This is a genomic window from Aeromonas sp. S18(2024) (genome assembly GCF_041402525.1).
Lineage (GTDB): Bacteria > Pseudomonadota > Gammaproteobacteria > Enterobacterales > Aeromonadaceae > Aeromonas > Aeromonas enteropelogenes.
Map to the genome: position 1 here is coordinate 394,814 of NZ_JBGLQV010000003.1, position 24,215 is coordinate 419,028.

At 58.9% G+C, this 24,215-nt stretch carries 23 protein-coding genes, 3 tRNA genes and 1 riboswitch; of the genes, 10 read left to right on the forward strand and 16 right to left on the reverse strand.

Going from position 1 to position 24,215, the window contains the following annotated elements:
* The first annotated feature begins 183 nt into the window (after window positions 1-183).
* A complete protein-coding gene (locus ACB034_RS08005; protein ID WP_026457232.1) occupies window positions 184-1,521 on the forward strand; it encodes a flavohemoglobin expression-modulating QEGLA motif protein in 1,338 nt (445 codons plus the stop codon).
* A gap of 67 nt (window positions 1,522-1,588) precedes the next feature.
* Here the strand turns inward: ACB034_RS08005 and ACB034_RS08010 are convergent, their stop codons facing one another.
* Together ACB034_RS08010 and ACB034_RS08015 are read right to left on the reverse strand one after the other, a co-directional pair.
* Window positions 1,589-2,170 carry a thymidine kinase gene (locus ACB034_RS08010; protein WP_042069658.1) on the reverse strand — a complete coding sequence of 194 codons (582 nt, stop codon included), beginning with the start codon at window positions 2,168-2,170 and terminating at the stop codon, window positions 1,589-1,591.
* Window positions 2,171-2,261: 91 nt separating this feature from the next.
* The gene (locus ACB034_RS08015) at window positions 2,262-3,842 is read right to left on the reverse strand and encodes a Na+/H+ antiporter NhaC family protein (RefSeq protein ID WP_042029257.1); all 1,581 of its coding nucleotides are present in this window, start codon (window positions 3,840-3,842) and stop codon (window positions 2,262-2,264) included.
* 87 nt (window positions 3,843-3,929) lie between these two features.
* Window positions 3,930-4,101, reverse strand: a riboswitch (Lysine riboswitch).
* Window positions 4,102-4,408: 307 nt separating this feature from the next.
* Here ACB034_RS08015 and ACB034_RS08020 point away from each other — a divergent pair.
* On the forward strand, window positions 4,409-4,813 hold the full coding sequence (locus ACB034_RS08020) for an H-NS family nucleoid-associated regulatory protein (protein WP_042029258.1): 405 nt from the start codon (window positions 4,409-4,411) through the stop codon (window positions 4,811-4,813).
* Between the two features lie 58 nt (window positions 4,814-4,871).
* On the opposite strand, the gene ACB034_RS08025 is transcribed toward ACB034_RS08020, so the two are convergent.
* The 5 genes from ACB034_RS08025 to ACB034_RS08045 form a co-directional block, all read right to left on the reverse strand.
* The gene (locus ACB034_RS08025) at window positions 4,872-5,447 is read right to left on the reverse strand and encodes a cob(I)yrinic acid a,c-diamide adenosyltransferase (protein WP_225632066.1); all 576 of its coding nucleotides are present in this window, start codon (window positions 5,445-5,447) and stop codon (window positions 4,872-4,874) included.
* Window positions 5,444-5,674: a DUF3820 family protein gene (locus ACB034_RS08030; protein WP_042069662.1), complete on the reverse strand. Its 231-nt coding sequence runs from the start codon at window positions 5,672-5,674 to the stop codon at window positions 5,444-5,446. The genes ACB034_RS08025 and ACB034_RS08030 overlap by 4 nt, the downstream gene beginning before the upstream one ends.
* A gap of 1 nt (window position 5,675) precedes the next feature.
* A complete protein-coding gene (gene queE, locus ACB034_RS08035; protein WP_371172539.1) occupies window positions 5,676-6,347 on the reverse strand; it encodes a 7-carboxy-7-deazaguanine synthase QueE in 672 nt (223 codons plus the stop codon).
* 61 nt (window positions 6,348-6,408) lie between these two features.
* Complete coding sequence (gene queC / locus ACB034_RS08040) at window positions 6,409-7,098, reverse strand: 7-cyano-7-deazaguanine synthase QueC (protein ID WP_224209412.1); 690 nt, start codon at window positions 7,096-7,098, stop codon at window positions 6,409-6,411.
* A gap of 21 nt (window positions 7,099-7,119) precedes the next feature.
* The gene (locus tag ACB034_RS08045; protein WP_216992152.1) at window positions 7,120-7,743 is read right to left on the reverse strand and encodes a tRNA-uridine aminocarboxypropyltransferase; all 624 of its coding nucleotides are present in this window, start codon (window positions 7,741-7,743) and stop codon (window positions 7,120-7,122) included.
* Here ACB034_RS08045 and rrtA point away from each other — a divergent pair.
* Complete coding sequence (gene rrtA, locus ACB034_RS08050) at window positions 7,742-8,320, forward strand: rhombosortase (protein WP_061475390.1); 579 nt, start codon at window positions 7,742-7,744, stop codon at window positions 8,318-8,320. The genes ACB034_RS08045 and rrtA overlap by 2 nt on opposite strands.
* Here rrtA and pyrF read toward each other — a convergent pair.
* The 6 genes from pyrF to cmk all read right to left on the reverse strand — a co-directional run bounded on the left by pyrF (window position 8,298) and on the right by cmk (window position 13,571).
* On the reverse strand, window positions 8,298-8,996 hold the full coding sequence (gene pyrF / locus ACB034_RS08055; protein ID WP_371172540.1) for an orotidine-5'-phosphate decarboxylase: 699 nt from the start codon (window positions 8,994-8,996) through the stop codon (window positions 8,298-8,300). The genes rrtA and pyrF overlap by 23 nt on opposite strands.
* Window positions 8,997-9,118: 122 nt before the next feature.
* Complete coding sequence (lapB, locus tag ACB034_RS08060) at window positions 9,119-10,285, reverse strand: lipopolysaccharide assembly protein LapB (protein WP_371172541.1); 1,167 nt, start codon at window positions 10,283-10,285, stop codon at window positions 9,119-9,121.
* Between the two features lie 9 nt (window positions 10,286-10,294).
* On the reverse strand, window positions 10,295-10,579 hold the full coding sequence (locus ACB034_RS08065) for a LapA family protein (protein WP_026457385.1): 285 nt from the start codon (window positions 10,577-10,579) through the stop codon (window positions 10,295-10,297).
* 157 nt (window positions 10,580-10,736) lie between these two features.
* The gene (ihfB, locus tag ACB034_RS08070; protein WP_026457386.1) at window positions 10,737-11,021 is read right to left on the reverse strand and encodes an integration host factor subunit beta; all 285 of its coding nucleotides are present in this window, start codon (window positions 11,019-11,021) and stop codon (window positions 10,737-10,739) included.
* Window positions 11,022-11,113: 92 nt separating this feature from the next.
* Complete coding sequence (rpsA, locus tag ACB034_RS08075; protein ID WP_026457387.1) at window positions 11,114-12,784, reverse strand: 30S ribosomal protein S1; 1,671 nt, start codon at window positions 12,782-12,784, stop codon at window positions 11,114-11,116.
* A gap of 94 nt (window positions 12,785-12,878) precedes the next feature.
* Window positions 12,879-13,571: a (d)CMP kinase gene (cmk, locus tag ACB034_RS08080; RefSeq protein WP_371172542.1), complete on the reverse strand. Its 693-nt coding sequence runs from the start codon at window positions 13,569-13,571 to the stop codon at window positions 12,879-12,881.
* Between the two features lie 244 nt (window positions 13,572-13,815).
* Here cmk and ribA point away from each other — a divergent pair, with 244 nt between their 5' ends.
* Complete coding sequence (gene ribA, locus ACB034_RS08085) at window positions 13,816-14,409, forward strand: GTP cyclohydrolase II (protein ID WP_042029267.1); 594 nt, start codon at window positions 13,816-13,818, stop codon at window positions 14,407-14,409.
* A 172-nt stretch (window positions 14,410-14,581) separates the two neighbouring features.
* On the opposite strand, the gene ACB034_RS08090 is transcribed toward ribA, so the two are convergent.
* Window positions 14,582-15,475, reverse strand: a complete 894-nt coding sequence (locus ACB034_RS08090) for a LysR family transcriptional regulator (protein ID WP_371172543.1) — start codon at window positions 15,473-15,475, stop codon at window positions 14,582-14,584.
* A gap of 94 nt (window positions 15,476-15,569) precedes the next feature.
* On the opposite strand from ACB034_RS08090, the gene ACB034_RS08095 reads away from it, so the two are divergent.
* Complete coding sequence (locus ACB034_RS08095) at window positions 15,570-16,787, forward strand: MFS transporter (RefSeq protein ID WP_371172544.1); 1,218 nt, start codon at window positions 15,570-15,572, stop codon at window positions 16,785-16,787.
* 156 nt (window positions 16,788-16,943) lie between these two features.
* On the opposite strand, the gene ACB034_RS08100 is transcribed toward ACB034_RS08095, so the two are convergent.
* Together ACB034_RS08100 and dauA are read right to left on the reverse strand one after the other, a co-directional pair.
* Window positions 16,944-17,031, reverse strand: a tRNA-Ser gene (locus ACB034_RS08100).
* A 183-nt stretch (window positions 17,032-17,214) separates the two neighbouring features.
* Window positions 17,215-18,951 (reverse strand): C4-dicarboxylic acid transporter DauA, encoded by a 1,737-nt coding sequence (dauA, locus tag ACB034_RS08105; protein ID WP_371172545.1) that lies wholly within the window; start codon window positions 18,949-18,951, stop codon window positions 17,215-17,217.
* A gap of 485 nt (window positions 18,952-19,436) precedes the next feature.
* On the opposite strand from dauA, the gene ACB034_RS08110 reads away from it, so the two are divergent.
* From ACB034_RS08110 to ACB034_RS08130, 5 genes are all read left to right on the forward strand, one after another.
* Window positions 19,437-19,512 (forward strand) — tRNA-Asn (locus ACB034_RS08110).
* A 2-nt stretch (window positions 19,513-19,514) separates the two neighbouring features.
* Window positions 19,515-19,590, forward strand: a tRNA-Asn gene (locus ACB034_RS08115).
* A gap of 287 nt (window positions 19,591-19,877) precedes the next feature.
* The gene (locus ACB034_RS08120; protein WP_371172546.1) at window positions 19,878-20,327 is read left to right on the forward strand and encodes a hypothetical protein; all 450 of its coding nucleotides are present in this window, start codon (window positions 19,878-19,880) and stop codon (window positions 20,325-20,327) included.
* 4 nt (window positions 20,328-20,331) lie between these two features.
* A complete protein-coding gene (locus tag ACB034_RS08125) occupies window positions 20,332-23,334 on the forward strand; it encodes a YncE family protein (RefSeq protein WP_371172547.1) in 3,003 nt (1,000 codons plus the stop codon).
* Entirely contained in the window at window positions 23,334-24,179 is an 846-nt protein-coding gene (locus ACB034_RS08130) for an FTR1 family protein (protein ID WP_026457378.1), read from the forward strand. The genes ACB034_RS08125 and ACB034_RS08130 overlap by 1 nt, the downstream gene beginning before the upstream one ends.
* Window positions 24,180-24,215: the final 36 nt, after the last annotated feature.

Genomic DNA, 24,215 nt, shown 5'->3' on the forward strand with positions numbered 1-24,215 from the left:
TTTCAGAGCTGGGGATATTCATTATTTCCACGACAAGATTGGGATCGAGGGGCGCAGTCTAAACCAATTTGCCAGCAACCAAAAGCGCACCTGCCCAATCGGCGCGGGGCCGGCTTCTTTTTGGCAAGTGCTATGCATATACTCAGCCCAATCCACGGCCACGCTTGCCCCACAGGGGGCCCTATGACCATCCAAGAAAAATATCGACTGCATCTGAAATCCCTGTCGGACGAGCTGCTCGCCCTGCAAAGGCCCATCCGCATTCTGGATGCCATCAAGTGGCCACGGCAGATGCAGGAGCGCTTTCTGGCCAGTGGCGGCCGGCAGCTTCCTGCTATCGACAGGCACTTCTACGAGGGGCTTCCCCTCGGCTTTGATCCCCGCAACAAGTATCTGGAGCTCAAAGAGCTCAGGGACCGGATCCGCAGAAAGCTGGGGCCCCAGGACGATCTCGGGCGCATTTTGCAGGAGACCGTCGATCAATACATGGTGGTGATCGAGATGCTGCGCCAGCGCGGGCAACCGGACTTTCTGCGCTACAGCCAGCTGCTCTATGGCTCGGCCAGCGATCACCTGCGCGGGGATCGCAAGACCCTGCGCGAGCTGGGGGAGCGGTTGTGCGACATCTTCTCCCTGCCCGGCGCCCGCCATCTGGTGCGCCCCTACCCCAAGGAGTTTGAGGGGGACATCGCGGTTGCCAGGCTGCAGGGCAAGCTCTCAAGTTATTTCAGCGACGGCACCGTGCAGGTCAAGCTGAGCGATGGCATCGTCTCGGACGCCGCCGCTGGCGGGGATTACATCAAGCTCAACTCCCATGCCCGTTTCTCGGAGCTCGATCTGCAGGTACTGGAGGTCCACGAGGGCTGGGTGCACGTCGGTACCACCCTCAACGGCCGTCAGCAACCCTATGCCACCTGGCTGAGCGCCGGCTCCCCCCGCATCACCGCCTGCCAGGAGGGGTTGGCCGTGCTTATCGAGACCCTCACCTTCAGCTCCTTCCCGGATCGGGCCAAGCGCATCTCGGATCGGGTGATGGCCATCGACATGGCCGAGCGGGGAGCCAACTTCCTCGAGGTGTTCCAGCATTTCGTGCAACGGGGGGCCAGCGAGCACGACGCCTACAAGATCACCCAGCGGGTGTTTCGCGGCGGCATGGTCGAAGGGGGCGCCTGCTTTACCAAGGATCTCTCCTACGTGCGCGGTTATGTGGAGACGGTCAACTTCATCCGCAGCGCCGTGCTGGAGGGGGTCCCCGAGATCCTGCCCATGCTGTTTGTCGGCAAGGTGACCCTGGATGATATCCCCGTGCTCTACCAGCACTATCTGGAGGGGCTGATCGCCGCCCCCCGCTACCTGCCCCCCATGTTTCGCGATCTCACCGGCCTCTACGTCTGGTTCGGCTTCGCCTCCGGCATGTCGCTGGTGGATATCGGCCGGGTACAGCATCATTTTCGCCAGCTGTTCCACCGCCTGCCGGTGGCCGATCCCATCATAGCGCCGGTGGATATCGAGATTGACTGAGCTCCGGGCAAACAAAAGGGCGCCGACATGGCGCCCTGTTTGTTGTCAAAGGATCCGCAAGGCGGGGTTACTTGAATGCCCGCCCTTCCAGATAGTGCTTGCGGCACAGTGACACATAGCGATCGTTGCCGCCGATCTCCACCTGCTCGCCATCGCGCATCACCTGCCCTGCCTCACTCACTCGCGAGTTCATGTGGGCCTTGTTGCCGCACCAGCAGATGCTTTTGAGCTCTTCAAACTTGTCCGCCAGGCAGAGCAAATGGTAGGAGCCTGGGAAGAGCTCCCCGCGAAAATCGGTCTTGAGGCCGTAGGCGATGACCGGAATATCCTGCTCATCGACGATGCGCGCCAGCTGATAAACTTGCTCCTTGGTCAGGAACTGGGCCTCGTCGACGATGAAGACGTCGATCCGTTTCTCGGCATGGCGCGCCTTGACCATCTCGAACAGATCGCAGGTATCGCTGAACACCTCCACTTTCAATTCGAGCCCTACCCGGGCGCTGATCACGCCCACCCCGAATCGATCGTCGATCGCCGGTGTCATGGCCAGAGGATGCATGCCCCGCTCCAGATAGTTGAAATGCGCCTGGATGAGCTGGGTCGATTTGCCTGAATTCATGGTGGCAAATTTGTAGTGCAATGAAGCCATGTTACTGTTCCGAAACTAAATTGATGGGGCGCATGCTAACCAAAGCCCCAGACAAAACCAAGGGGCCCGCAGGCCCCTTGCACTATTGACGTTACGCAGTGGCAAGCACCGGCCGCGCTTTCGCCTTTCTCAAGTGATAGCTGGTAAAGAGTGCAAACCAGAGAGCACTGATGCTGAAACCGGCCAGGGCGGAGTGCATGAACCCCATGGCCAGGTAACCCAGCGCCGCGCCAAACGCGATGGAAAGAGCATAGGGCAGCTGGGTCATCACGTGATCGATGTGATGGCAACCGGCACCGGTTGCAGAGAGGATACTGGTGCTGGAGATGGGCGAGCTGTGATCGCCGAACACAGAACCGGCCAGTACCGCCGCCAGCATCGGCAGCATCAGCGCCGCATCGCTGGCTGCGGCCATGTCGCCGGCCAGCGGCAGCATGATGCCAAAGGTGCCCCAGCTGGTACCGGTGGCAAACGCCATGGCGCAGGAGAGCACGAACACCACGGCAGGCAGCACTTCGACAGGCAGGTTGCCGTTGGCCAGGGAAGCCAGGTACTTGCCGGTCTCCACGTCGCGCACCACGGCGCCGATGGTCCAGGCAAACAGCAGGATGTTGATGGCCGGTAGCATGGCCATCACCCCTTGCGGCGCGGCCTTGATCCAGTTCTTGGCACCCAGCTTGAGGCGCATGGCCAGACCGATGGAGACCACCAGGCTGCACAGGGCGCCGTACACCAGGGAGGAGCCCACGTTGGTGTTCTCGAACGAACCGAGCACGCTGAACGGCAACCCTTGCTCGCTCAGCACGGCGGCACCTGAGTCAATCATGAAGTAGATGGTGGCGGCGGTCAGGGTCAGGATCGGCAGCACCATGTCGATCATGCCGCCGTTGCTCTCTTCCGGGCTCTCCATGTCCAGACCGATGGGGCGGCCCTTGGACTCATCCCACAGCTTGCCTTCCAGCGCCCACTCTTCATGCTGGCGCATCGGGCCGATATCGAGCTGGAATGCGATCACCACCAGCACCATCACCAGGGTGAAGACAGCATAGAGGTTCATCGGGATCATCTCGACAAAGGCGGCGATGGGGCTCTGTTCGGTCAGGCCATGGGCCGCCATAATGCCGCCCACCAGGGCAATGATGTAGGCCCCCCAGGAGGAGATGGGCATCAGCACGCACACCGGCGCCGCGGTGGAGTCGAGCAGATAGGCCAGCTTGGCACGGGAGATCTGGAAACGGTCGGTCACCGGACGGCAGATGGCCCCCACAGACAGACTGTGGAAGAAGTCGTCGATGAAGAAGGCAAAGACCATCATGCCGGTGAGCGCCTTGGCCCCCTTGCGGGTTTTGGCACGACGTTCGGCCCACTCGGCAAAGGCCCGGGTCGCGCCGGAGACGCTCATCAGGCTGATGAGGCCACCCAGCAGCAGCATGAACAACAGCATATTAATGTTGTCGCTATTGAGGGCACCATCAACCCAGAAAATCTTGAGCACTGTGTTTAGCAGGTAGTGCAGGGAATCGAGCGGTGAAAACTGGTTGAGCAGCAGGCTGCCGGCCAGGATACCGACCCCGAGCGACAGCAGGACGCGGCGGGTCAGGATCGCCAGGGCGACAGCCAATAAGGGGGGAACGACAGACCAACCGGAGTCGGCGAAATGACTAATGTCCATGATCTCTTTGCACCTAAAGATACAGGTGGAGATCTACCGAGAGGATCTAAAGAAACAAAACCCATGGGGAGGTCATACTCCTCAGCCCCTTCAGGTAGCGCTCCATAGTGGATGACTATGGCAGTCCTGCACCTATTAGATGCAGAACCAGCAGCCCGGTATGATGGCCTGGCCACTTCGGCGCTGACTCCTTTCCTTGTGCATCATCGGCATCACCCTCCGCACAAGTAGTCATAGGCAGCGCGCCTCTACTTAAAGGTATTCGCAGGACATTTTATCCAGCCATCAGCTTATAGCAAGTTTTTTGATTAAATAACCATAACAAACACATCACCAAGCATCAAAAAGGTAGTCAAATGATGCGCTATTGAATTTTTTGGCGCTATTTTCAACTAGTCAGGCGCCATTGATATCCCGTTGAACAATGTCCCGACTACCAATTATTGCTGCCAGCATTATCCGGATAAGGCTCCTGTTATATTTCCACTGCCTTGACATATTTAATTTGAGACGCAAGAATCAGAGTCGACATATATATTTCCTTGTGACGCTACATGGTAAATCCTATGCATGATTTCTTGAAAGTACTGCTTAATATCCGCAGCCTGCGCGCGACTTGCCGCGAGCTATCCCTGGCACAACTGGAAGAGGGCTTGGAAAAACTTTCGATTATCGTAGCCGAACGCCAGCAGGATGAGGCCGCTGAACGTCAGGCTCGCGAAGAGCATCAACGGAAAATTGAAGAATACAGTGAAATGCTCAAAGCGGCCGGTATTGATCCTGCCGACTTGGTCAAAGTTGTCGCAGCCAGCCCGGCTAAATCCGAAAAAACCAAGCGGGCACCCCGTCCTGCCAAATATCGTTATCAGGATAACGGCGTAGAGAAAACCTGGACTGGCCAGGGACGCATGCCGTCGGTGATTGCCAATGCCATTGCAGCAGGCCAATCGCTGGAAGATTTCGCTATTTGATGACATGCCCATCCAATAAAAAAACCTCGCCAAGGCGAGGTTTTTTATTATTTTCCCATCAAACATTCGAGGGCTGGCGATCGGCAGCTTTGAGCCACACTACCTCCCCCTTGCCTTCCCGGCTCAAGAGGTAACGGGCGATGGTAAAGAACCAGTCGCTCATCCGGTTCAGATAAGGCAGGGTCTCGGGGTTGATGGCCTCTTCCTTGCTCAGGGTCAGCAGCAGCCGTTCACAATGGCGCACTAGGGTTCGCACCACATGGGCCTGGGCTGCAGCGCGCGATCCCCCGGGCAGTATAAATTGACGCAGCGGGGTCAGCTGCTCGCTGTAAGCGTCTATCTGTTGCTCCAGACGGGCAGTCCAGGCAGCATTGACTTGCCAGATAGCAGCATTCTGGGCGGCACTGGAAAATGCCAGTTCGCCGCCCAAATCGAATAACTCCTGCTGCAGCAACTGCAAATCGGCCAATAAGGCTGTCTCTTGCGCGGGTACCTCGCAAATCAATACCCCGATATGGGAATTGAGTTCATCGATATAACCATAAGTTTCGACTCGCAAATGATCCTTGGCCAGACGAACACCATCTGCCAGGCGAGTCATGCCCTTGTCGCCCTGCCTCGTATATATTCTCATACCGACATCCTGTTAATAATGGGAATAATCATGGACTCCAGCCCGTTTAGCTTGATCTCGTAGGCCAGGGCCAGTGTCTGACCCAATTTACCGGCCGGAAAACCATTGCGGGCCAGCCACACCAGATAAGGTTCCGGAATATCAATGATCCGCCGCCCCTGATATTTGCCATAGGGCATTTTATTGGCCAGCGTCAGCAGCGCCCGCTCGTCGGACAGCCACTCCATATTAATCGATATCCAGATATTTATGGGTCTGGATGGAGAGTCGCCAATTACGGGCAATACAGGTCGTCATCGCCAACTGGGTGGCTCTGGGCTTCTGGCTGATAGGCTGCAGCGCAATCACCACATCGGTCCGCAGGTGTGCAGTGGCCAGCAGCTCATCCAGCTCTTCGATATGGTGTTCGGTAGCCACCGGATGCTTTATCTCGTTGGCACGCTCCAGCGCCGATACCAGCACGGGTAGCCCCCCTTTCATGCCAATCTTGGGAGACACTGTCACCCAGGTATCGTCATGGGTCTTGATCTCGCTGGTGCCACTGGTTTCGATTTGCACCTGATAACCCGCCGTCAGCAAGGCGGTGGAGAGCTCATGCAGATCATAGAGGCAGGGCTCGCCCCCGGTGATCACCACATGGCGAGCCTGATAGCCAAGTTGCTGAAAACTCGCCAGGATCTCTGCCGTGCTCATCTTGCTCCAGCCATCCGACTCGTTGGAGCAATCCAGCACCGCCTGCATACCCACCTCACGTTCGGGATCGACAATCCAGGTATGACGGGTATCGCACCAAGGGCAGCCCACGGGGCAGCCTTGTAGGCGTACGAAGATGGCGGGCAGGCCGGTGAAGATGCCCTCCCCCTGGATGGTCTGGAAAATCTCGTTGATTGGGTAGTGCATCTTGATCACTGCTGGTTGCAAAAGTCGCGGATTATACCTCAAGCACAGGCAAGAGGCAGGTTTACAATCCGGTTTTCTCGCGCAGGCGAGTCGTTACGCCGGCCTTGTCGGCGAGATAGTGGTTCAGCCCGCGGCTGCGCAATTCGCAAGCCGGGCAACTGCCGCACCCATCGCCGGGGATGCCGTTGTAGCAGGTGAGCGTCTGCTGGCGCACCGTCTCCAGATGGCCGTAGTGATCCGCCAGCGCCCAGGTCTCGGCCTTGTCGAGCCACATCAGCGGAGTTTCAAAGCGGATGCCGCGATCCAGCCCCAGGGACACCGCCTGATTGAGCGCCCTGACGAACTCGTCACGGCAATCCGGGTAGCCGGAGAAATCGGTCTCGCACACCCCGGTGATCACCGCCTCGGCTCCCACCTGGTAGGCATAGATGGAAGCCAGAGTCAGAAACAGGATGTTGCGACCCGGCACGAAGGTATTGGGCAGGCCGTTATCCTGCAGCTCGCCGCTCACCGGAATGTCGTCACGAGTCAGGGCCGAGACGGCCAGTTCGTTGAGTAGCGTCACATCCATCACCTTGTGGGCCGCGACGCCCAACTGGCTGGCCAGACGACGGGCCGTGTCGATCTCTTCCCGATGGCGCTGGCCATAGTCAAACGTGATGGCGTGCACCTCGTCATATCGGGCCAGTGCCTGCACCAGGCAGGTGGTGCTGTCCTGCCCACCGCTGAAAACCACAACTGCTTTTTTCATCTTGATGACTCCTCGGAATATTTAACGACGGCGCCCTTCGGCAAAAGCCAGCCACTGGCTGTTGAGCTGATGGAACAGGGTGAGCAGTGGGGCATAGCGCTCGGGCGTGCCTTCCCATTGGGCGAGGAGGTGATAGCCCGCCTCCAGGGTCGACAACGCGTCGGGAAAGGGTTTCTTGCGAATGGCGTACTGGCCTGCCACCGCCTCCAGGCCGATGCGGGGCAGCCGGGCCAGCATGGGGTTACTCTGCAACATGCGATACGCCTTGCGCCAGGTGCCATCGAGCAGGATAAAGGCAATCGGCACATGCGCTCCCGATGCGGATTCGCACTGCTGGCGCACTTGAGCCAGTGACAACGCCTCCTCATCCGGCCACAACAGATAGCAGCGGCGTGCGGGATCGGCCAGCAACTCATTGAGCCAATCCACTTGCGAATAATCTTCGCCAACATGCAGCTCGGCGCCTTTGAGAGAGGCCGCCAGCAGGGAAGCCGTGCCCTTGGGATGCGCCACTTCATTGGGGTGTTGCAGGATATAGAGCGGCGTCTGGTTTTCAACCGGCACGATATAATCGCACAGGCACGCTTTAAGGGCCCGGGTGCAGCGTGTACAGTATCGACTCTTCTTGTTGTTGGGCTGTGTCATGTTGTCAGAAAAATCCGGATGGCTCTGGGTTATCACACTCTCTCTCGCCAGCTTGCTGCTCTTTTTTACCGTCCCCAATCTCCAGCTGTCGTTCGACAGGGATCTGATCGCCCAGGGCGAAGGGTGGCGGATCATAACAGGCAATCTGGTTCATACCAATCAATGGCACCTGTTGCTCAACCTGGGTGGACTCACAATCCTGTATAGCCTGTTTCGCGACTACCTGGGGTACGCCAGACTCCCTGTGCTGATGCTGTTGCTCTGGTGCGCCGTCGGATTGGGGATCTGGTGGTTGTGCCCGCAGACCCACTGGTACATGGGGCTATCCGGCTCACTGCATGGTCTGTTTATGTGGGGCGCCATGCAGGATCTGCGGCACGGGCGCCGGATCTCGGGCTGGCTGATGCTGGCAGGAATGGGGATCAAACTGGCGGTGGACTTCTACAATGCCGGCGAGAGCCCGATCGCCACGCTGATCGGTGCCAGAGTCCATATAGAATCCCATCTGATAGGAGCAGGTGCAGGCCTTTTGCTCGGCCTGCACCCGGTATCCATTACGCACTCAACTCGGCATTGATGCTGGCCAGCATGGCTGCCGGATCGGCGGCCTGGGTGATGGGACGGCCGATGACCAGATAATCGGAGCCCGCCTCGACGGCCGCTCGCGGCGTCATCACCCGGCGCTGATCCCCGGCATCGGCGCCGCTTGGGCGGATCCCCGGTGTCACCAGCTTGAAATCTGCCCCCAGCAAAGCTTTCAGCTCATGCGCTTCATTGGCGGAGCACACCACACCATCGAGCCCTGCCGCCTTGGTCAGCTTGGCCAGGCGGATCACCTGCTCGGCTGGCGTCACATCCAGCCCCATGGACGCCATGTCGGACTGCTCCATGCTGGTTAGTACGGTCACCCCGATCAGCAGCGGCGCCTTGTCACCATAAGGTGCCAGCGCCTCGACGGCGGCACGCATCATGCGTTCGCCCCCACTGGCATGCACGTTGACCATCCAGACGCCCAACTCGGCACTGGCGGCCACGGCCTTGGCAACGGTGTTGGGAATATCGTGAAATTTCAGATCCAGAAAGACATCGAACCCCTTGGCCACCAGTTGGCGCACAAACTGCGGGCCAAACAGGGTGAACATCTCCTTGCCCACCTTGAGACGGCACTGGGCCGGAGAGATACGGTCAACGAACGCCAAGGCATCTGCCTCGTGTTGATAATCCAGCGCTACCAGTACTTTGGGATCTAGCATCTCACTTCCTATTAGTTGTTATTCACCCTCCTGGATCGCGTTCATCGCCTTGATCCAGGTTCCGTTTGCTGACATAGATGTGGCGCTCAATTCGCGCCACATCAGATGTTCAATTGCTTCTTTTATTCCCCATCCAGGCCACGTATTGGCTTGATGGAGCCCCACTGGCGGCAGGATGGGCACTGCCAGAACAGCGAGTGCGTAGCAAAACCACACTGGCGGCACTTGTGGGTCGATTTGATTTTTATCTGCTCGCCCACCAGCTGCTGCAGCAGCTCGAGGCTCTCCTTGGCAGGCCCCTCCTCCGCACTGGCCAGCTGAAATCCCACCAGCTGATAGAACCCCTTCATGGAGGGATGGCGACGCAGCTGACGCAACACCAGTTCGCGGGCCTTGCTCAGGCCATTGCGCTCCTCCACCAGCTTGGCAAGTGCCAGGGTCACGCTGACACCGGCATGCTCCTCTACCGCCTTCTCGAGGATGGGGATCAGCGCCTGGCTGCGCCCCAGTTGCTGGTAGCACTGCAACAATTTGGGGATGGCTTCGGAGGCAAAATCCATATCCTGTTCAAATACCCGCAGCAGCTCCTTGCTTGCCCGCTCATATTCCCCTTCGGCCATGGCCAGCTCAGCCAGCCGCAGACTGGCACGGGCACAAGCGGGGTTGATGCCAAGGGCCCGTTTGAATTTGGCCAGCGCCTCCCCTTGATTGCCTTCGCGCAGGGCGTTTTCAGCCTGCTCGCAATAAAAATGGGAGATGGGCTCGGCCAGCTTCTTGCCCTGGAACTGTTGCAGGCGCACCGCCACATCAATGGCCTTGTCCCACTCTCGCAACTGCTGGTGGATGATGAGCAACTGGGCGAGCGCCGTCTCTTCGAAATCGCTGTCTTCGCACAGCTCTTTCCAGATGGCTTCGGCGCGATCCAGCAAGCCGGCGGCGAGAAAATCGCGGGCCAGCTCCTGCAATGCCAGCTGGCGCTGCTCACGGGTCAACTGGCGGGCGACCAGATTCTGGTGGATCTTGATGGCACGATCGACCTCGCCGCGCTGGCGAAACAGGTTGCCGAGGGAGAGGTGAGTTTCGATGGTTTCGCTGTCCACCTCCAGCAGCTGGATAAAGAGATCCACCGCCTTGTCGGATTCATCGGACAGCAAATAATTGAGACCCGCCACGTACTGGCGGGAAAACTGGTTACTCTGTTTTTGGGTGTCCTGGCGAACACTCCTGCGGCCCATGTACCAGCCATAACCGGCGGCGATGGGCAACAGCAGGAAAAGCAGTTCAAGCATTGAGGAGCATTATTCCTTACCCGCCGTACGGGCCAGCTCCAATTCGCGGGATTGACGACGCATGGTGCGATTGAGGGTGCGGTTTTGCATCTTCAAACGCAGGAACAGCAGGCCGAAAACCAGCCAACCAAGGAGGAAGCCACCAGCGAAGAAGAACCCGAGCAGCATGGCGAGCGAGAACTCTCCTTGCGCAATCAGGTAGTTGAACTGAACCAGCTGACCGTTTTGTGAACCCAGCGCCAGGGTCAGAATAAAGACCAGCACCAGCGGGATAAGGGCCAAAATACGCTTCATAAGAGCTCCCTGTCAGTATCGAGTGAGAGGCTGATTATCCTTAAAATCACAGGCAGACTCTAGAGTGAATGGGAAAAGAGTTTAAGAAACAAGATGATTGGCACAGGTTCAAAGGCCAAAAACAAAAAAGGCATACCCGAGTATGCCCATTTTTGCATTATTCAATGGTGTTGACGCGCTCGCGCAACTCTTTGCCAGGTTTGAAGTGCGGGACATATTTCCCGGTCAGTTCAACCTTGTCCCCGGTCTTGGGGTTACGGCCCACGCGGGGGGCACGATAGTGCAGTGAAAAACTGCCAAATCCGCGAATTTCAATCCGGTCGCCGTTTTGCAAGGTCGATGCCATTTGTTCAAGGATCTCCTTGATGGCCGCTTCGACATCCTTGGCCGGCATATGCATGCGGCTGGCTGCCAGTTGTTCGATGAGATCTGATTTGGTCATAACGTTAAATCTCCTTCCCCGATCACATGCAATATTCATTTTGCCAGGATAAAAAAGGGCGGCGCAATGCCGCCCTTTTCTTGCATCAAGGATTACTCACCCTTGGCGGCTTTGAACGCTTCAGCCATAGCGTTGCTGAACACAACTTCTTCTTGCTGGTTCAGGTTGTCGATAGCGACACGCTCGTCAGCCTCGTCCTTAGCGCGGACAGACAGGCTTACGGTGCGGTTCTTACGATCAACGCCCATGAATTTGGCTTCAACTTCGTCACCAACAGACAGCACCAGAGTGGCGTCTTCTACGCGGTCACGCGCAGCGTCGGAGGCACGCAGGTAGCCTTCTACGCCGTCAGCCAGTTCGATAACGGCACCTTTGGCATCAACCTCGGTAACCTTACCCTTCACGATAGCACCTTTCTTGTTGTCAGCCAGGTACTTGTTGAACGGGTCTTCTTCGATCTGCTTGACGCCCAGGGAGATGCGCTCACGCTCCGGATCCACTTGCAGAACAACGGCTTCGATCTCGTCGCCTTTCTTGAATTCACGCACGGCTTCTTCGCCCTGGTTGTTCCAGGAGATGTCAGACAGGTGAACCAGACCGTCGATGCCGCCATCCAGACCGATGAAGATACCGAAGTCAGTGATGGACTTGATCTTGCCGGAAACACGGTCGCCTTTGGCGTGAGTTTCGGCAAACAGCTGCCACGGGTTGGATTTGCACTGCTTCAGACCCAGGGAGATACGACGACGCTCTTCGTCGATGTCCAGAACCATCACGTCAACCACGTCGCCAACGTTAACAACTTTGGACGGGTGGATGTTCTTGTTGGTCCAATCCATCTCGGATACGTGTACCAGGCCTTCAACGCCTTCTTCGATTTCAACGAAGCAGCCGTAGTCGGTCAGGTTGGTCACGCGGCCAGACAGACGGGTGGTCTCCGGGTAACGCTTGGCGATAGCAACCCACGGATCTTCGCCCAGCTGCTTCAGACCCAGGGATACACGGGTACGCTCGCGGTCGAACTTCAGAACCTTGACGGAGATCTCGTCGCCAACGTTGACGATTTCGGAAGGATGCTTAACGCGCTTCCACGCCATGTCGGTGATGTGCAGCAGGCCGTCAACACCGCCCAGATCTACGAATGCACCGTAGTCGGTCAGGTTCTTGACGATACCCTTAACTTCTTGACCTTCTTGCAGGTTAGCCAGCAGGCTTTCGCGCTCGGAGGTGTTCTCGGTCTCGATCACGGCACGACGGGAAACAACAACGTTGTTGCGCTTCTGGTCCAGCTTGATGACTTTGAACTCGAGTTCTTTGTTTTCCAGGTGAGCGGTGTCACGGATCGGACGCACGTCAACCAGAGAACCCGGCAGGAAGGCACGGATGCCGTTCAGTTCAACGGTGAAACCACCCTTGACCTTGCCGTTGATGATACCGATAACGGTAGCTTGCTCTTCGTAAGCTTTCTCAAGCTGCAGCCAGGCTTCGTGGCGCTTGGCTTTTTCGCGGGACAGCTTGGTTTCGCCGAAACCATCTTCGATAGAGTCCAGAGCCACGTCAACGGAGTCACCTACGTTGATTTCCAGCTCGCCCATGGCGTTTTTAAATTCTTCAGCCGGGATAGCGGACTCGGATTTCAGACCGGCGTCAACCAGTACGAAACCGTTCTCGATAGCAACGACAGTACCCTTGACGATGGAACCTTGACGGGTTTCAACGGCATTCAGGGACTCTTCAAAGAGTTGAGCAAAAGATTCGATCATTGTTTATGTCACAAATGAAACATCCACTTGTCATCCAGCACAAGCGGGGTTGTTTTAAATAATCTGCGCCATCCTTGGTGCAGACGACCGGATGTCAGCTTGCGCTGGCATCTCCGAGTTGTTGCTCCGCATAGGCGAGCACTGTTGCCAGCACTTCATCTATGGTCATGGCGGTTGAATCCACCACGAGAGCATCTTCTGCCGGTTTCAGGGGGGCGGTGGCGCGATTTCTATCGCGATCATCACGCTCCCGAATCTCGGTTAAAAGACGCTCAAAGTTAACATCAAAGCCTTTATCTTGCAACTGCTTATAGCGACGTTGGGCCCGTTCTTCGGCGCTGGCGTCGAGGAAAATCTTCACCTCGGCCTCCGGGAAAACCACGGTTCCCATGTCACGACCATCGGCGATGAGACCAGGGGCCTGACGAAATGCACGCTGACGACGCAACAAGGCTTCCCGAACCCGCGGGAAGGCTGCGATTTTACTGGCAGCATTGCCAACCTCTTCGGTGCGGATGGTACGGGAGACATCCTCCCCTTCCAGGATCACCTTGACCAGCTCCCCTTCAACCTGAAATTGCACGTCCAGGTGGGCGGCCAGGGGCACCAGCGCAGCTTCACTGTCCAGCTCCACATCATGATGCAAGGCGGCCAGGGACAACACCCGGTAGATGGCGCCCGAATCCAGCAAGTGCCAACCCAGCTTCTCGGCGAGCAACAGACACAAGGTGCCCTTGCCGGCACCACTGGGGCCATCAATTGTCATTACGGGGGCCATCTGAGGCATAACTTCTCTCCTGCACTGTGTTGCGCCCATCCCGAAGGAATGGGTTAATGGGCGCCGATTATACCCAAATGTGCTGCCACTGGCAGTCACCAATACATACAATGGCGCAAAAGCCCGCTCTGCTCCGCCATTTGCCGTCGGTACATTTCATTAATCAATGCAGGGACTTGTTCTTATGGTCGTTACCGACAAGGCGCGCTAAACTGGCCCCCTTTTTTTGAGCAGTTGTAGTAAGGAGCAACCTATGAGCAGCGTTACCCTCGTGGCCAGATCCAAATTGCCAACCCCCTGGGGCACTTTCACGCTGGTAGGTTTTCAGGAAACCGGCACGGGTAAGGATCACGCCGCCCTGGTCATGGGCGACATAACCGGCACGGAACCCGTTTTGGGCCGGATCCACTCGGAATGCCTGACCGGCGATGCCTTGTTCAGTCTGCGTTGTGATTGCGGCTTCCAGTTGCAGGCCGCCCTCGAGAATATCGCCAAGGCGGGCCGCGGCGTTTTGTTGTATGTGCGTCAGGAAGGGCGTGGCATCGGTCTGCTCAACAAGATCCGGGCCTATCATCTGCAGGATCAGGGGGCCGATACCGTCGAGGCCAACGTGGCCCTGGGCTTTGCCGCCGACATGCGTGATTACACCATCTGTGCCGACATGCTCAAGCTGCTCGAGGTTCAATCTCTCAAGTTGATGACCAACAACCCGCGCAAGATGAAGGCGATGGAGAGTTTTGGCATTCCGGTGGCCGAGCGGGTTCCCCTGCAGGAGGGGCGCAATCCCCACAACGAGTTTTACCTCTCGACCAAGGCCAACAAGCTGGATCACATGCTGAAAAAGTGAGTCTGCTACTTTTCAGCTGATGAAAACGCCTCCCATGAGGCGTTTTTTTATGTCTCCATCACGGCAGTCAGGCGCTATGCCCTTTCTTGCATCCAGCCAGCAGACACCAGGCCAATTTCTCCATGAGCGCATCCCCCACCAGGCCTCGGCAAATCTCGCATCGAGTCCCGAATTAGGCCTGGGTGTCCTGCGCCCCTGAACGTTCACTCAGCAAAAAGTCCCGCAGGGCACGGTTGGCCATGGAGAGCGGATCCCCACGCCGCCAGGCCACGCAAAGATCGAGGAAGATGGGGGGCTGAAACGACACGCCCCCCAGATCGGCGTCCTCTTCCAGCACCATTCGCAGGAAGGTGGTCACCGCAAAACCCTGGCGCACTACCGCCTTGAGCAGGGGGATCAGGTTGCTCTCAAACGCGATATTGGGCTCGACACCCAGAGTCTGGGCCAGGGCCTCCATATGCTCCCTGTGGTAAAAACCGCGGCGAAACAGGGCCAGCTCCTGCTGGAAGAACTGCTCGAGCGTCACCCCGGGCGCGCCGTGGAGCGGGTGTTCCTCCCCTACCACCATCAGCATCTCCTCGGTCAGCAGGTGAGCCCCCTCGATGGTGGGGGGCAGATCGCTGGTGATGAGGATGGCCAGATCCAGGGTACCGTCCATCATGCGGCTAAGCAGCTCGCGGGTTCCCGCCTCCTCCACCCGGATCTTGAGCCCGGGATAGCGGTGCTTGAAGGCCATCAACCTCGGCGGAAAATAGTAGGAGCCCATCATGTAGGGAATGCCGATCCGCACCTCCCCCCGCTCCAACCCTTTTAGCTCGGCCATCTCAGCCTCGGCCTGGTGCATCTGCAACAGCAGTCGCTCGGCATGGCGGCAGAGCACCTCCCCCTCCGGGGTGAGACGCACCGCCCGATCCTGCCTGTCGAACAGACGCAGCTCCAGTTGCTGCTCCAACTTGGCGATGGCCATGCTGATGGCAGGCTGCGCAACATGCAGCCCGCTGGCCGCCTTGGTGAATGAACCGGCATCCCTGACCGCCAGCAGATAAGTGAGCTGTTTCAAATCCATATCAATTAATCTTATAAGACAGATAACTTAAATATATTATATTTATGTGTCATGGCGCTCTACCCTGATGAAAAGTTGTCAGGACATTGCAAGCATGATCGAAGTTGGAAGTCGCGAATGGATACGCGCCACCCTGGCGCTCAGCCTGGGTTCTTTTCTGGTCTTTCTCAATCTCTACCAGACCCATCCCCTGTTGCCGCTGATCGCCGAGGTGTTCTCGGTCAACTCTCTCTCGGCCAGCTGGACTCTGGCTGGCTGCACCGCCGGGCTGGCCGCCTCCCTGCTCCTGTGCGCCAGACTGGCCGATCGCCATGGCCGTCGCCAGGTGATGCTGGGTACCCTCACGCTGGCGATCCTACTCTCCCTGCTCATTCCGCTGGTCGAGCAATTTGAAGCCCTGCTGCTGCTGCGGATCCTGCAGGGCGCCCTGTTGGCGGGTCTGCCCGCCACAGCCATCGCCTACATGGGCGAGGAGTTCAGCAAGCGGGCGCTGCTCTCGGCGGTCGGGGTCTATATCGCCGCCAACTCCCTCGGGGGGATCGCGGGTCGGGTGGTCGGTGGCTTGCTGGCAGGCTGGTTTGGCGACTGGCAGCACACCTTCCTCGGCATTGGCGCGATCAGCCTTGCCTTGCTGCCGCTGGTGTTCTGGCTGCTGCCTCATCAAACGCGCTTTGTCGCGGCCTCCCCTGTGCCGGGCCAGTTTGCCCACGCCTTGCAACAACATCTAAGCAATCCGCTGCTGGTGGGTGCCTATCTGATTGGCGGGCTCAACTTCATGGTCTTTCTGAACCAGTTCAGCTATCTCACCTTCCTGCTGGCAGCCCCCCCATTTTCCCTGCCGACCCAGTGGCTTGGCATGCTGTTTCTGACCTACCTCTCCGGCACCGTCGCCTCCTCCTTAAGCGGGCGCTGCGCCAATCGCTGGGGAGCCCAACGCATGTTGCTGGCGGGGATTGCCCTGATGGCGCTGGGGAGTATCTGCCTGCTGCTGGGCACCCTTTCCGGGATCCTCACCGCCCTGCTTGTCTCCAGCTTCGGTTTTTTCCTGGCTCACGCCTGCGCCAGCGCCTGGGTGGGTCAACACGTCGAACACAACCGGGCGCTCGCCTCCTCCCTCTATCTTGTGACCTACTATCTGGGGGCCAGCCTCGGGGGGCTCTACCTCCACCCGTTCTGGGAACAAGGCAGGCTCGAGGGCCTGGTGGTGGGGATCGAGCTGGTGCTCTGCCTGACGGCAGGCCTGGGGATCTGGTTGGGGCGCCTGAAACAGCGCCATGAAAAGATGTTCCATCTCCCCTCCTCCCACCATTGATTGGATAAAGGAACTGGGAGCCTTGGGTCCCTTATCGGGAGTGAAAGATCACTGGCGCAGGCAGGGAGAAGGAGGATGCCGGGATCACATCAGTCATTGATAATGAGAAAGCCCGGAAAAGCAAAAAGCCCGACCATCAGGTCGGGCTTTGCAATTTGGCGGTGAGGGAGGGATTCGAACCCTCGATACGTTGCCGTATACACACTTTCCAGGCGTGCTCCTTCAGCCACTCGGACACCTCACCAAATTTTGGTCTGTTGTTTAACGTGTTCAGCCAACACGCTGTTCGTTGCGCCGTTGCGCTGGAACGGGGCGTAATGTACGGGATACGCAGGCATTTGGTCAATGCAATTTTTTACTTTTTGCGTTCGTTCGCTTGATAGTCGAACAAAATGACCAAAAACATGCCGTTTTGTATCCCTTTTACTCAATTTTCCGCCGCTTCGTGCAAGTGTTCCCCTTTGAGGGCCTCTTCCAGCGAACCGTAGAATTCCAGCTTGCCGGGCTGAGGACGCACCTTGGCACGGGCAAGCGTCTTGAGCGGCTGGAACTGCAGCTCGGCGACACGCACCTCGACCCCGGCGGTGGCCATCTGCTTGCCAAAGTGCAGGAAGGCCGACAGCCCGCCCGCATCCAGGATGGAGACCGCCTCCATCTGCAACACCAGCAGACGATGCCCCTTCACCTGGGCTTCCAGCTCACCAAAGACCCGCTCGGCCGCAGCGAAGAAGAGCGGGCCGTTGATCTTGTAGACCAGACTGTTATCCGGCAGCTCCTTGACATAGCGCTTATGCTCGGCCAAATCGTGCAAACGGGTCATCTTGGCGATCTCGCGCATAAAGAGCAGGGAAGCCAGGATCACCCCGAAGGTAATGGCAATCACCATGTCGAAGATGACGGTGAGCGACAGACAGACCAGCAGCACCAGCACATCGGATTTGGGGGCACGGCGCACCAGCTCCACCACCTTGTGAGCTTCGCTCATGTTCCAGGCGACGATGAGCAGCAGCGCGGCCATGGCCGACAGCGGTAACCAGGAGAGCCAGGGCGCCAGCACCAGAATGGCCGCCAGCACTACCAGGGCATGGACGATGCCGGAAACAGGCGAGGTCGCTCCCGCCCGTACGTTGGCGGCAGAGCGGGCGATGGCGGCAGTGGCGGTGATACCGCCAAAGAAGGGCGCCAGTATATTGCCAAGCCCCTGCCCCACCAGTTCGGCGTTGGAGCTGTGCTTGCGACCTGTCATGCCATCCAGCACCACGGCGCACAGCAGGGATTCAATGGCCCCCAGCATCGCCATGGAAAACGCAGCCGGCAGCAGGCGCTCGATGGCGGCAAGGTTCCATTCGACAAGAGCACCATCCGGTCCGGGCAGGGCCCATGGCATCACCAGGCTAGGCGCGATGGGCGGGATCCCCATCCCCTGGGTCCCGTCGGCCAGGGTATAGCTGAACTTGCTGCCGATGGTGGCCACATCCACCCCGAACTGATGCAGACCAAAGCCCAGACCCACCCCCACCAGCACGGCAGGCAGATGGCCCGGCACTGGCAGGCGCAGTCGCGGCCAGAGCAGCAGTACCGCCAGGGTCGCGACCCCGACGAGGGTGTCTCCCCACTGCCAGCTGGGCAGGGCATGTACCAGCGCCTCCACCTTGCCAACATAGGTTTCCGGCATCTCGGCCACGTGCAAGCCGAAGAAATCCTTGATCTGCAGGGTCGCGATCACGATGGCGATACCACCGGTGAAGCCCAGAGTCACTGAGGGGGGGATGTACTCGATAAGGCGGCCGAGCCGCGCCATCCCCATGGCCAGCAGGAAGAAGCCGGAGAGCAGGGTCGCCATCAACAGGCCACCCACGCCAAATTGCTGGGCCACCGGATAGAGGATCACCACAAAAGCGGCGGTCGGCCCCGAGATGGAGTAACGGGAGCCACCGGTCACCGCGATCACGATACCGGCGATAATTGCGGTGTAGAGGCCATGTTGTGGCGGCACGCCACTGGCAATCGCCAGCGCCATGGCCAGCGGAATGGCAATAATGCCCACGGTAATGCCGGCGATCAGATCGCGGCCAAAGCGGGCAACATTATAGGGTTCATCGATACAGGATTGGCGTAAAGCAACGGCCAGCTTCACGCTATTCAAAGGTGCTTGCTTGTGCATGTATATCGTAATACCAGAAGAGGGAGATAAAGGCCGGATAAATCCGGCGCCCGATCATCATCAAGGGCCGGCAGAACTGTCGACGCGGCGATGGTATCCTGCGTAACCTTACTCCTGCCGCGCCGTTTTTTCGATGGTCAGGATCAATGAATGACACACTCGCCCACCATTTTGCCCATTCGCCACCAAATCCCCGATATTTATCCGGACTCCAGCCCAGTTAGCCGCAAAGATTGCCATTTGAGACATTGCATCAATTTTGCACGTTCGCAGCCGATAAAGGGAAGTTTCCCTCATCAGCACACCCCCTCTAGCCCCTCTTTGTGACCAGTGAAGCAAGTGCAAGAGACTGATTGTGCTCAAAATAAGCGGCAAAGACCAAGTTTTGGGCAAACAGGTCGAAAATCCGTTTTTAACAAAGATCGCGGGTTGACACCCGCCACCCTGGCCATTAATATCCGCCCCGTCTCGACGAGACAGGCAATTCCTCCTTAGTTCAGTCGGTAGAACGGCGGACTGTTAATCCGTATGTCACTGGTTCAAGTCCAGTAGGAGGAGCCAATTCCCCCGTAGTTCAGTCGGTAGAACGGCGGACTGTTAATCCGTATGTCACAGGTTCAAGTCCTGTCGGGGGAGCCATTTTCAAAACCAAAAAGCCCGGTCAATCGACCGGGCTTTTTGGTTTTATACCTCCCGGTTTATCCCGTACGCCACCACATCGCGGCAACCCAAGCCCCTGACGCCCCCCACCTCTCCGGCTTCGGTTCAGCACTTGTTGATATCCCCAACATCTGTCGTTCATCCTTTTTCCGTTCTACACATCATTCAGCCTTTATTCATCACCAATGGAATTGATAACTCTTTTCATTGCCTTTTCTGCGTTATAGACTGCTTCACCCAAACCGACCATCGGTGCCGGAGCATTCATGACAAGCCTTTCCCTCTCAACACGCCCCTTCTGGCAATGGCTGGCCTATCACCATCAGGCCGCCGAGGGCACCCTCTACCTGATGTTCTTCTCAGGCCTGCTGCTGTGGGAGCCTCTGACTCCGCTCTGGTCGCTGGCGCGCTGGAACCTGTTTCTCCATGTAGTGCTCTCCTTGACCCTGTTTCCGTTGCTGTTCGGGGCGTTCTGGCTCTCCCATCGCAGCCTGCTGAAGAGAAGCCGCAAACCCTTCTTGCGCACCACGGGGCGTATCATTGAGGGCTTACTGCTGGTGTGTCTGGCCAGCGGGCTGCTGCTGGTATTGCACGGCACCCCGGGCGATACCACTGGCAACCTCGCCAGCTGGGCCCACTGGCTGAGCGCTCTAGCATTGACTCCCCTGGTACTGCGCCACGCCTGGCGCTGGACCATTCTCAGATGGCGTTCCTGATCCCATGTTGAAGTTGCTTCTCTCTTCGCTCTTTTCGGCCCTGCTCGCCACCATACTGTTGCCGGGGAACGCCTCGGCCCAAGAGATGGGGGCGGCCATGATTGCCTATGACGAGGGGAAAACCCCTCACCTGCTGGTAGCCAACCAGGGCGCAGGCTCGGTCACTCTGCTTGAGCGAGAAAGTGGCAAGCGTCTCAAGGAGGCCCGCTTTGGCGGCGATCTGCGCCAGCTGGCCCGCGCAGAGGGTGGCAATCTGCTGGTGACCGACTACAGCGGCGATCGCCTGCTGCTGCTGGATGATGATCTCGACCTAAAAAAGGCGATCCCCACCGGCCATAAACCCTACGGCGTCATCTACGATCCCAAGCGGCGCTGGTTCTGGGTCACCCTGTTCGAGGCGGGCCGCCTGCAGGCCTATGACACGGATGGCAAGCTGCTGCTGGATATGGTCACCGCCGAAACCCCGCGCGGACTTGCCTTGACCGACGATGATCGCCTGTTGCTCACCCACGCCATGACCGGCCAGCTCGCCATCTACGATCTCGCCAAGCTGGAGGGCGGCGCCAAAAAAGCTGCCCTGCCCACACCGCGCCTGATCACCCTGGCCGAGACCCAGAGCGCCACCCCAAGCGACTCTCAAGGCTTGCCGCGCCTGCTGGACGGCATCGCCCTCTCCCCCGATGGCAGCGAAGCCTGGCTGCCCCATGTGCTGTGGAGCTTCAGCCATCCCTTCCAGTTTCAGAGCACCGTTTTCCCGGCGGTCTCCATCATCGATCTCGAGGAAGAGAAAGAAAAGGTCGACGAGCGCAAACAGCTCTTCTTGCAGATCAACTTGCCCAATGTCGGCAACCGCAGCCAAATCGTCTCCAATCCCTTCGCAGCGCGCTTCGCCGCCGATGGCAAGCGGGTCTACCTGACCCTGGCGGGTTCCGAGGACTTGCTGGTGTTTGATCTGTCGCGCAGCGGCAAGTCCAACAGCAATCGCCACCGCCGCAAGAAGTTTCAGGGCGGCGCCAAGGCAACCCAGCTGCTGCGCCACCTGCCGGGCCAGAATCCGCGCGATCTTTTGATCGACGGCGACCAGATCCTGGTGCACAACGTCATGGGGCAAGATCTCACCCGCCTCAACACCGGCGGCAGCGGCCCCTTCGCCCGGGTCACCGTCGATGTGCCCCACTTCGCCAAACTGGTGGCAGTCGATCCCCGCCCCGAGCCCCTCAAACGTGGCGAGCGGCTGTTCAATCTCGGCAACACCGCGGCAAATAGCCGCTTCCCCATGGCGGGGGACAACTGGATGAGCTGCAACTCCTGCCATCTGGACGGGTTCAACTTCACCAACCGCTATCTGATGGCGGCCCATCGCCAGAAAAGCCGCGACAACGCCATCAACGGCCACGCCAACCTCGCCAACATGGTGGCGGGGGATTTTGTCGGCGAATACCTGCGCATGACCCAGCAGACCCAGGGGGGCATGGGCCATGACACCCGCGATGGGGCCGAGACAGTCGATCCCGTCAAACCCCAACCCGAGGTAAAGGCGATGATGGAGGATCTGCACGCCTTCGTGACCGCCGATGGCAACCTCCCCTATCTCGCCAACTGGCTGCGGCTCGACGCCCCGCGCACGGATCCCGCCAAAGCGCCGACCACCCACCCGAAAGAGTGGCTCAACTCCGCCTCCTGCCAGAACTGCCACCAACAGGCGTTCAAAGATTGGAGCGAGAGCAATCACCGACTGATGGGCAACTCCCACCCCTACTACAAGGTGGTACAGGCGCTGGCACGGGAGACCGAAGGGGAAGCATTCGGCCAGTGGTGCCAGGGCTGCCACATGCCCCAGCAGGTGCTGACCGGCCAGACGGAACTGCCCAAGGGTTCGAATATGTTCGAGCAGGGGGGCGCCTCGCTGATTGCCGCCCACCAGAAAAGCGAGCCAGTGGTGGAAGAAGGCACCGGCTGCGTGCTCTGCCATCGCATCACCAAGGTGGAAGATGCCGGCGGCAACAGCGCCTTTACCGTGAATTTGAAAGACCGCGAGAGCTATGTGTTCGAGGATGCCCCGGGCGGCAGCCTCCAGCACTGGCTGGCCGAGCGGCAGATCAATGCCCGCCCCGCCATGCACAAAGCCTCCTACCAGAAGGATTTCTATCGGGATGCGGCCCTGTGCAAATCCTGCCACAACGAGTTCGCCCCGGGCACCGGCGCCAATATCGTCAACACCTGGGACGAGTGGGAGAACTCCAGCTTCGCCAAAGCAGAGGACCCCGCTAAACGGCGCACCTGCATCGACTGCCATATGAACCCGGAGCCCGGTAACGGCGGCGCGCCGGTGGCCGGCCAGTCTACCGAGAACGGCACAGTGAAAGAACGCCTCTATCGCCACAACTTCACCGGTGCCCAGCACCAGCTGGTGGGGCTACGCAGTCCCGAGCTTGAGCAGGAGAGCCTGGCGCTCTTGCGCTCCAGCGCGACGCTGTCTGCCCGCATCGAAACCAAGACAGGCCAGCAGCCCGAGCTGGTGGTGCGGGTCGCCAATACCGGCGCGGGCCATGCCCTGCCCACCGGGGTCGCCGATTTTCGCGAGCTCTGGCTGGAGCTGATCGTCACCGATGTCACCGGTAAAATCGTGCTCAAAAGCGGCCAGCCGGTGGATGGCGCCGTGCCCGAGGATGCCCGCTTGTTCAGGAAGGTGTTCGGCGATGCCGAGGGCAAGCCGGTGGGGCTCAAGTTCTGGCGCTACGCCAAGCTGCTGGAAGACACCCGCATCCCGGCCGATGGTTGGCGCGATGAAGCCTGGCCGCTGCCGACGGATGCCAAAGGGCCATTCAAGGCCGATATCAAACTCAATTTCCGCACCTACCCCAAGTGGGTCAGTGATGCGGTGCGCGCCGCCGAGCCGAGCTTGCCGGAGCCACCCATAGTGCTGCTCACTCGGCTACAACTCAATCGGCTGCAACTCACCTTGCAGCCCACCCCAAACATGCCCGATACGGAGCCTCAAACCTGATGTTTGCAAGTTTTCTCATTACCCTGCGCGAGGGGCTGGAAGCCTTTCTGCTGGTGGGCATCTGCCTCTCCTACCTCGCCAAGCTGGGGGCGAGCCGCTACAACAAGTTCATCTATCTGGGGGTCGGGCTTGGGCTCGTCACCTCGCTGGTGGTGGCCTTTCTGTTCCAGGTGGTGGTGAGCCAGTTCGAGAGCGAGCGCTACAACCACCTCTTGATGGCGGGGATCCTGATTTTTGCCACTCTGGTGCTGAGCTACATGGCCATCTGGATGCAAAAGCAGGCCAAGTCCCAGGTGGGGGCCATGACGGCGCGCATCGACGCGGCGCTCGATAGTGGCAACCTGTTTGGCCTGGCCCTGCTCGCCTTCCTCGCCGTGATGCGTGAAGGGTTTGAAACCGTGCTCTTCTTCTCCGCCCTGCTCTACTCGGGTCAGGGAGTCGATCTGCAATCCGGCCTTGTCGGCGCGCTGGCAGGCCTGCTGGTATCGGTGGCGCTGGTGTGGGGGCTGCTGCGCTCCACCCGCAAGGTGGCCCTGGCCCCTTTCTTTCGCTGGACCAGCCTGCTTATCATCATCATCGCCGCCGGATTGCTCTCCTCTGCCGTCAACATGCTACAGGCGGCGGGGGTCATTACCCTCTGGACCGAGCCGGTGTTCAACATCAGCCACATTCTCGACGATCAGGGGATCTTCGGCACCTTCCTGCGCGCCCTGTTTGGCTACAATGCCTCGCCGGCCGGCCTGCAGCTGCTGACCTGGGCCGCTTATCTGGTGGTCTTCGTTACTCTCTGGCAACGCAGCTACCGCCCCCAGCCACAGCCAGCGGGATCCGGCGCCAAGCCCTGATATGCTGAGGGCCCGACATGGCAAGGCGGCTCACCG

Bases quoted from the DNA above. Each gene is read 5' to 3' on its own strand.
- ACB034_RS08005 (WP_026457232.1), top strand. From the start codon at position 184: ATGACCATCCAAGAAAAATATCGACTGCATCTGAAATCCCTGTCGGAC.
- ACB034_RS08010 (WP_042069658.1), bottom strand. From the start codon at position 2,170: ATGGCTTCATTGCACTACAAATTTGCCACCATGAATTCAGGCAAATCG.
- ACB034_RS08015 (WP_042029257.1), bottom strand. From the start codon at position 3,842: ATGGACATTAGTCATTTCGCCGACTCCGGTTGGTCTGTCGTTCCCCCC.
- ACB034_RS08020 (WP_042029258.1), top strand. From the start codon at position 4,409: ATGCATGATTTCTTGAAAGTACTGCTTAATATCCGCAGCCTGCGCGCG.
- ACB034_RS08025 (WP_225632066.1), bottom strand. From the start codon at position 5,447: ATGAGAATATATACGAGGCAGGGCGACAAGGGCATGACTCGCCTGGCA.
- ACB034_RS08030 (WP_042069662.1), bottom strand. From the start codon at position 5,674: ATGGAGTGGCTGTCCGACGAGCGGGCGCTGCTGACGCTGGCCAATAAA.
- queE (WP_371172539.1), bottom strand. From the start codon at position 6,347: ATGCACTACCCAATCAACGAGATTTTCCAGACCATCCAGGGGGAGGGC.
- queC (WP_224209412.1), bottom strand. From the start codon at position 7,098: ATGAAAAAAGCAGTTGTGGTTTTCAGCGGTGGGCAGGACAGCACCACC.
- rrtA (WP_061475390.1), top strand. From the start codon at position 7,742: ATGTTGTCAGAAAAATCCGGATGGCTCTGGGTTATCACACTCTCTCTC.
- ACB034_RS08045 (WP_216992152.1), bottom strand. From the start codon at position 7,743: ATGACACAGCCCAACAACAAGAAGAGTCGATACTGTACACGCTGCACC.
- pyrF (WP_371172540.1), bottom strand. From the start codon at position 8,996: ATGCTAGATCCCAAAGTACTGGTAGCGCTGGATTATCAACACGAGGCA.
- lapB (WP_371172541.1), bottom strand. From the start codon at position 10,285: ATGCTTGAACTGCTTTTCCTGCTGTTGCCCATCGCCGCCGGTTATGGC.
- ACB034_RS08065 (WP_026457385.1), bottom strand. From the start codon at position 10,579: ATGAAGCGTATTTTGGCCCTTATCCCGCTGGTGCTGGTCTTTATTCTG.
- ihfB (WP_026457386.1), bottom strand. From the start codon at position 11,021: ATGACCAAATCAGATCTCATCGAACAACTGGCAGCCAGCCGCATGCAT.
- rpsA (WP_026457387.1), bottom strand. From the start codon at position 12,784: ATGATCGAATCTTTTGCTCAACTCTTTGAAGAGTCCCTGAATGCCGTT.
- cmk (WP_371172542.1), bottom strand. From the start codon at position 13,571: ATGCCTCAGATGGCCCCCGTAATGACAATTGATGGCCCCAGTGGTGCC.
- ribA (WP_042029267.1), top strand. From the start codon at position 13,816: ATGAGCAGCGTTACCCTCGTGGCCAGATCCAAATTGCCAACCCCCTGG.
- ACB034_RS08090 (WP_371172543.1), bottom strand. From the start codon at position 15,475: ATGGATTTGAAACAGCTCACTTATCTGCTGGCGGTCAGGGATGCCGGT.
- ACB034_RS08095 (WP_371172544.1), top strand. From the start codon at position 15,570: ATGATCGAAGTTGGAAGTCGCGAATGGATACGCGCCACCCTGGCGCTC.
- dauA (WP_371172545.1), bottom strand. From the start codon at position 18,951: ATGCACAAGCAAGCACCTTTGAATAGCGTGAAGCTGGCCGTTGCTTTA.
- ACB034_RS08120 (WP_371172546.1), top strand. From the start codon at position 19,878: ATGACAAGCCTTTCCCTCTCAACACGCCCCTTCTGGCAATGGCTGGCC.
- ACB034_RS08125 (WP_371172547.1), top strand. From the start codon at position 20,332: ATGTTGAAGTTGCTTCTCTCTTCGCTCTTTTCGGCCCTGCTCGCCACC.
- ACB034_RS08130 (WP_026457378.1), top strand. From the start codon at position 23,334: ATGTTTGCAAGTTTTCTCATTACCCTGCGCGAGGGGCTGGAAGCCTTT.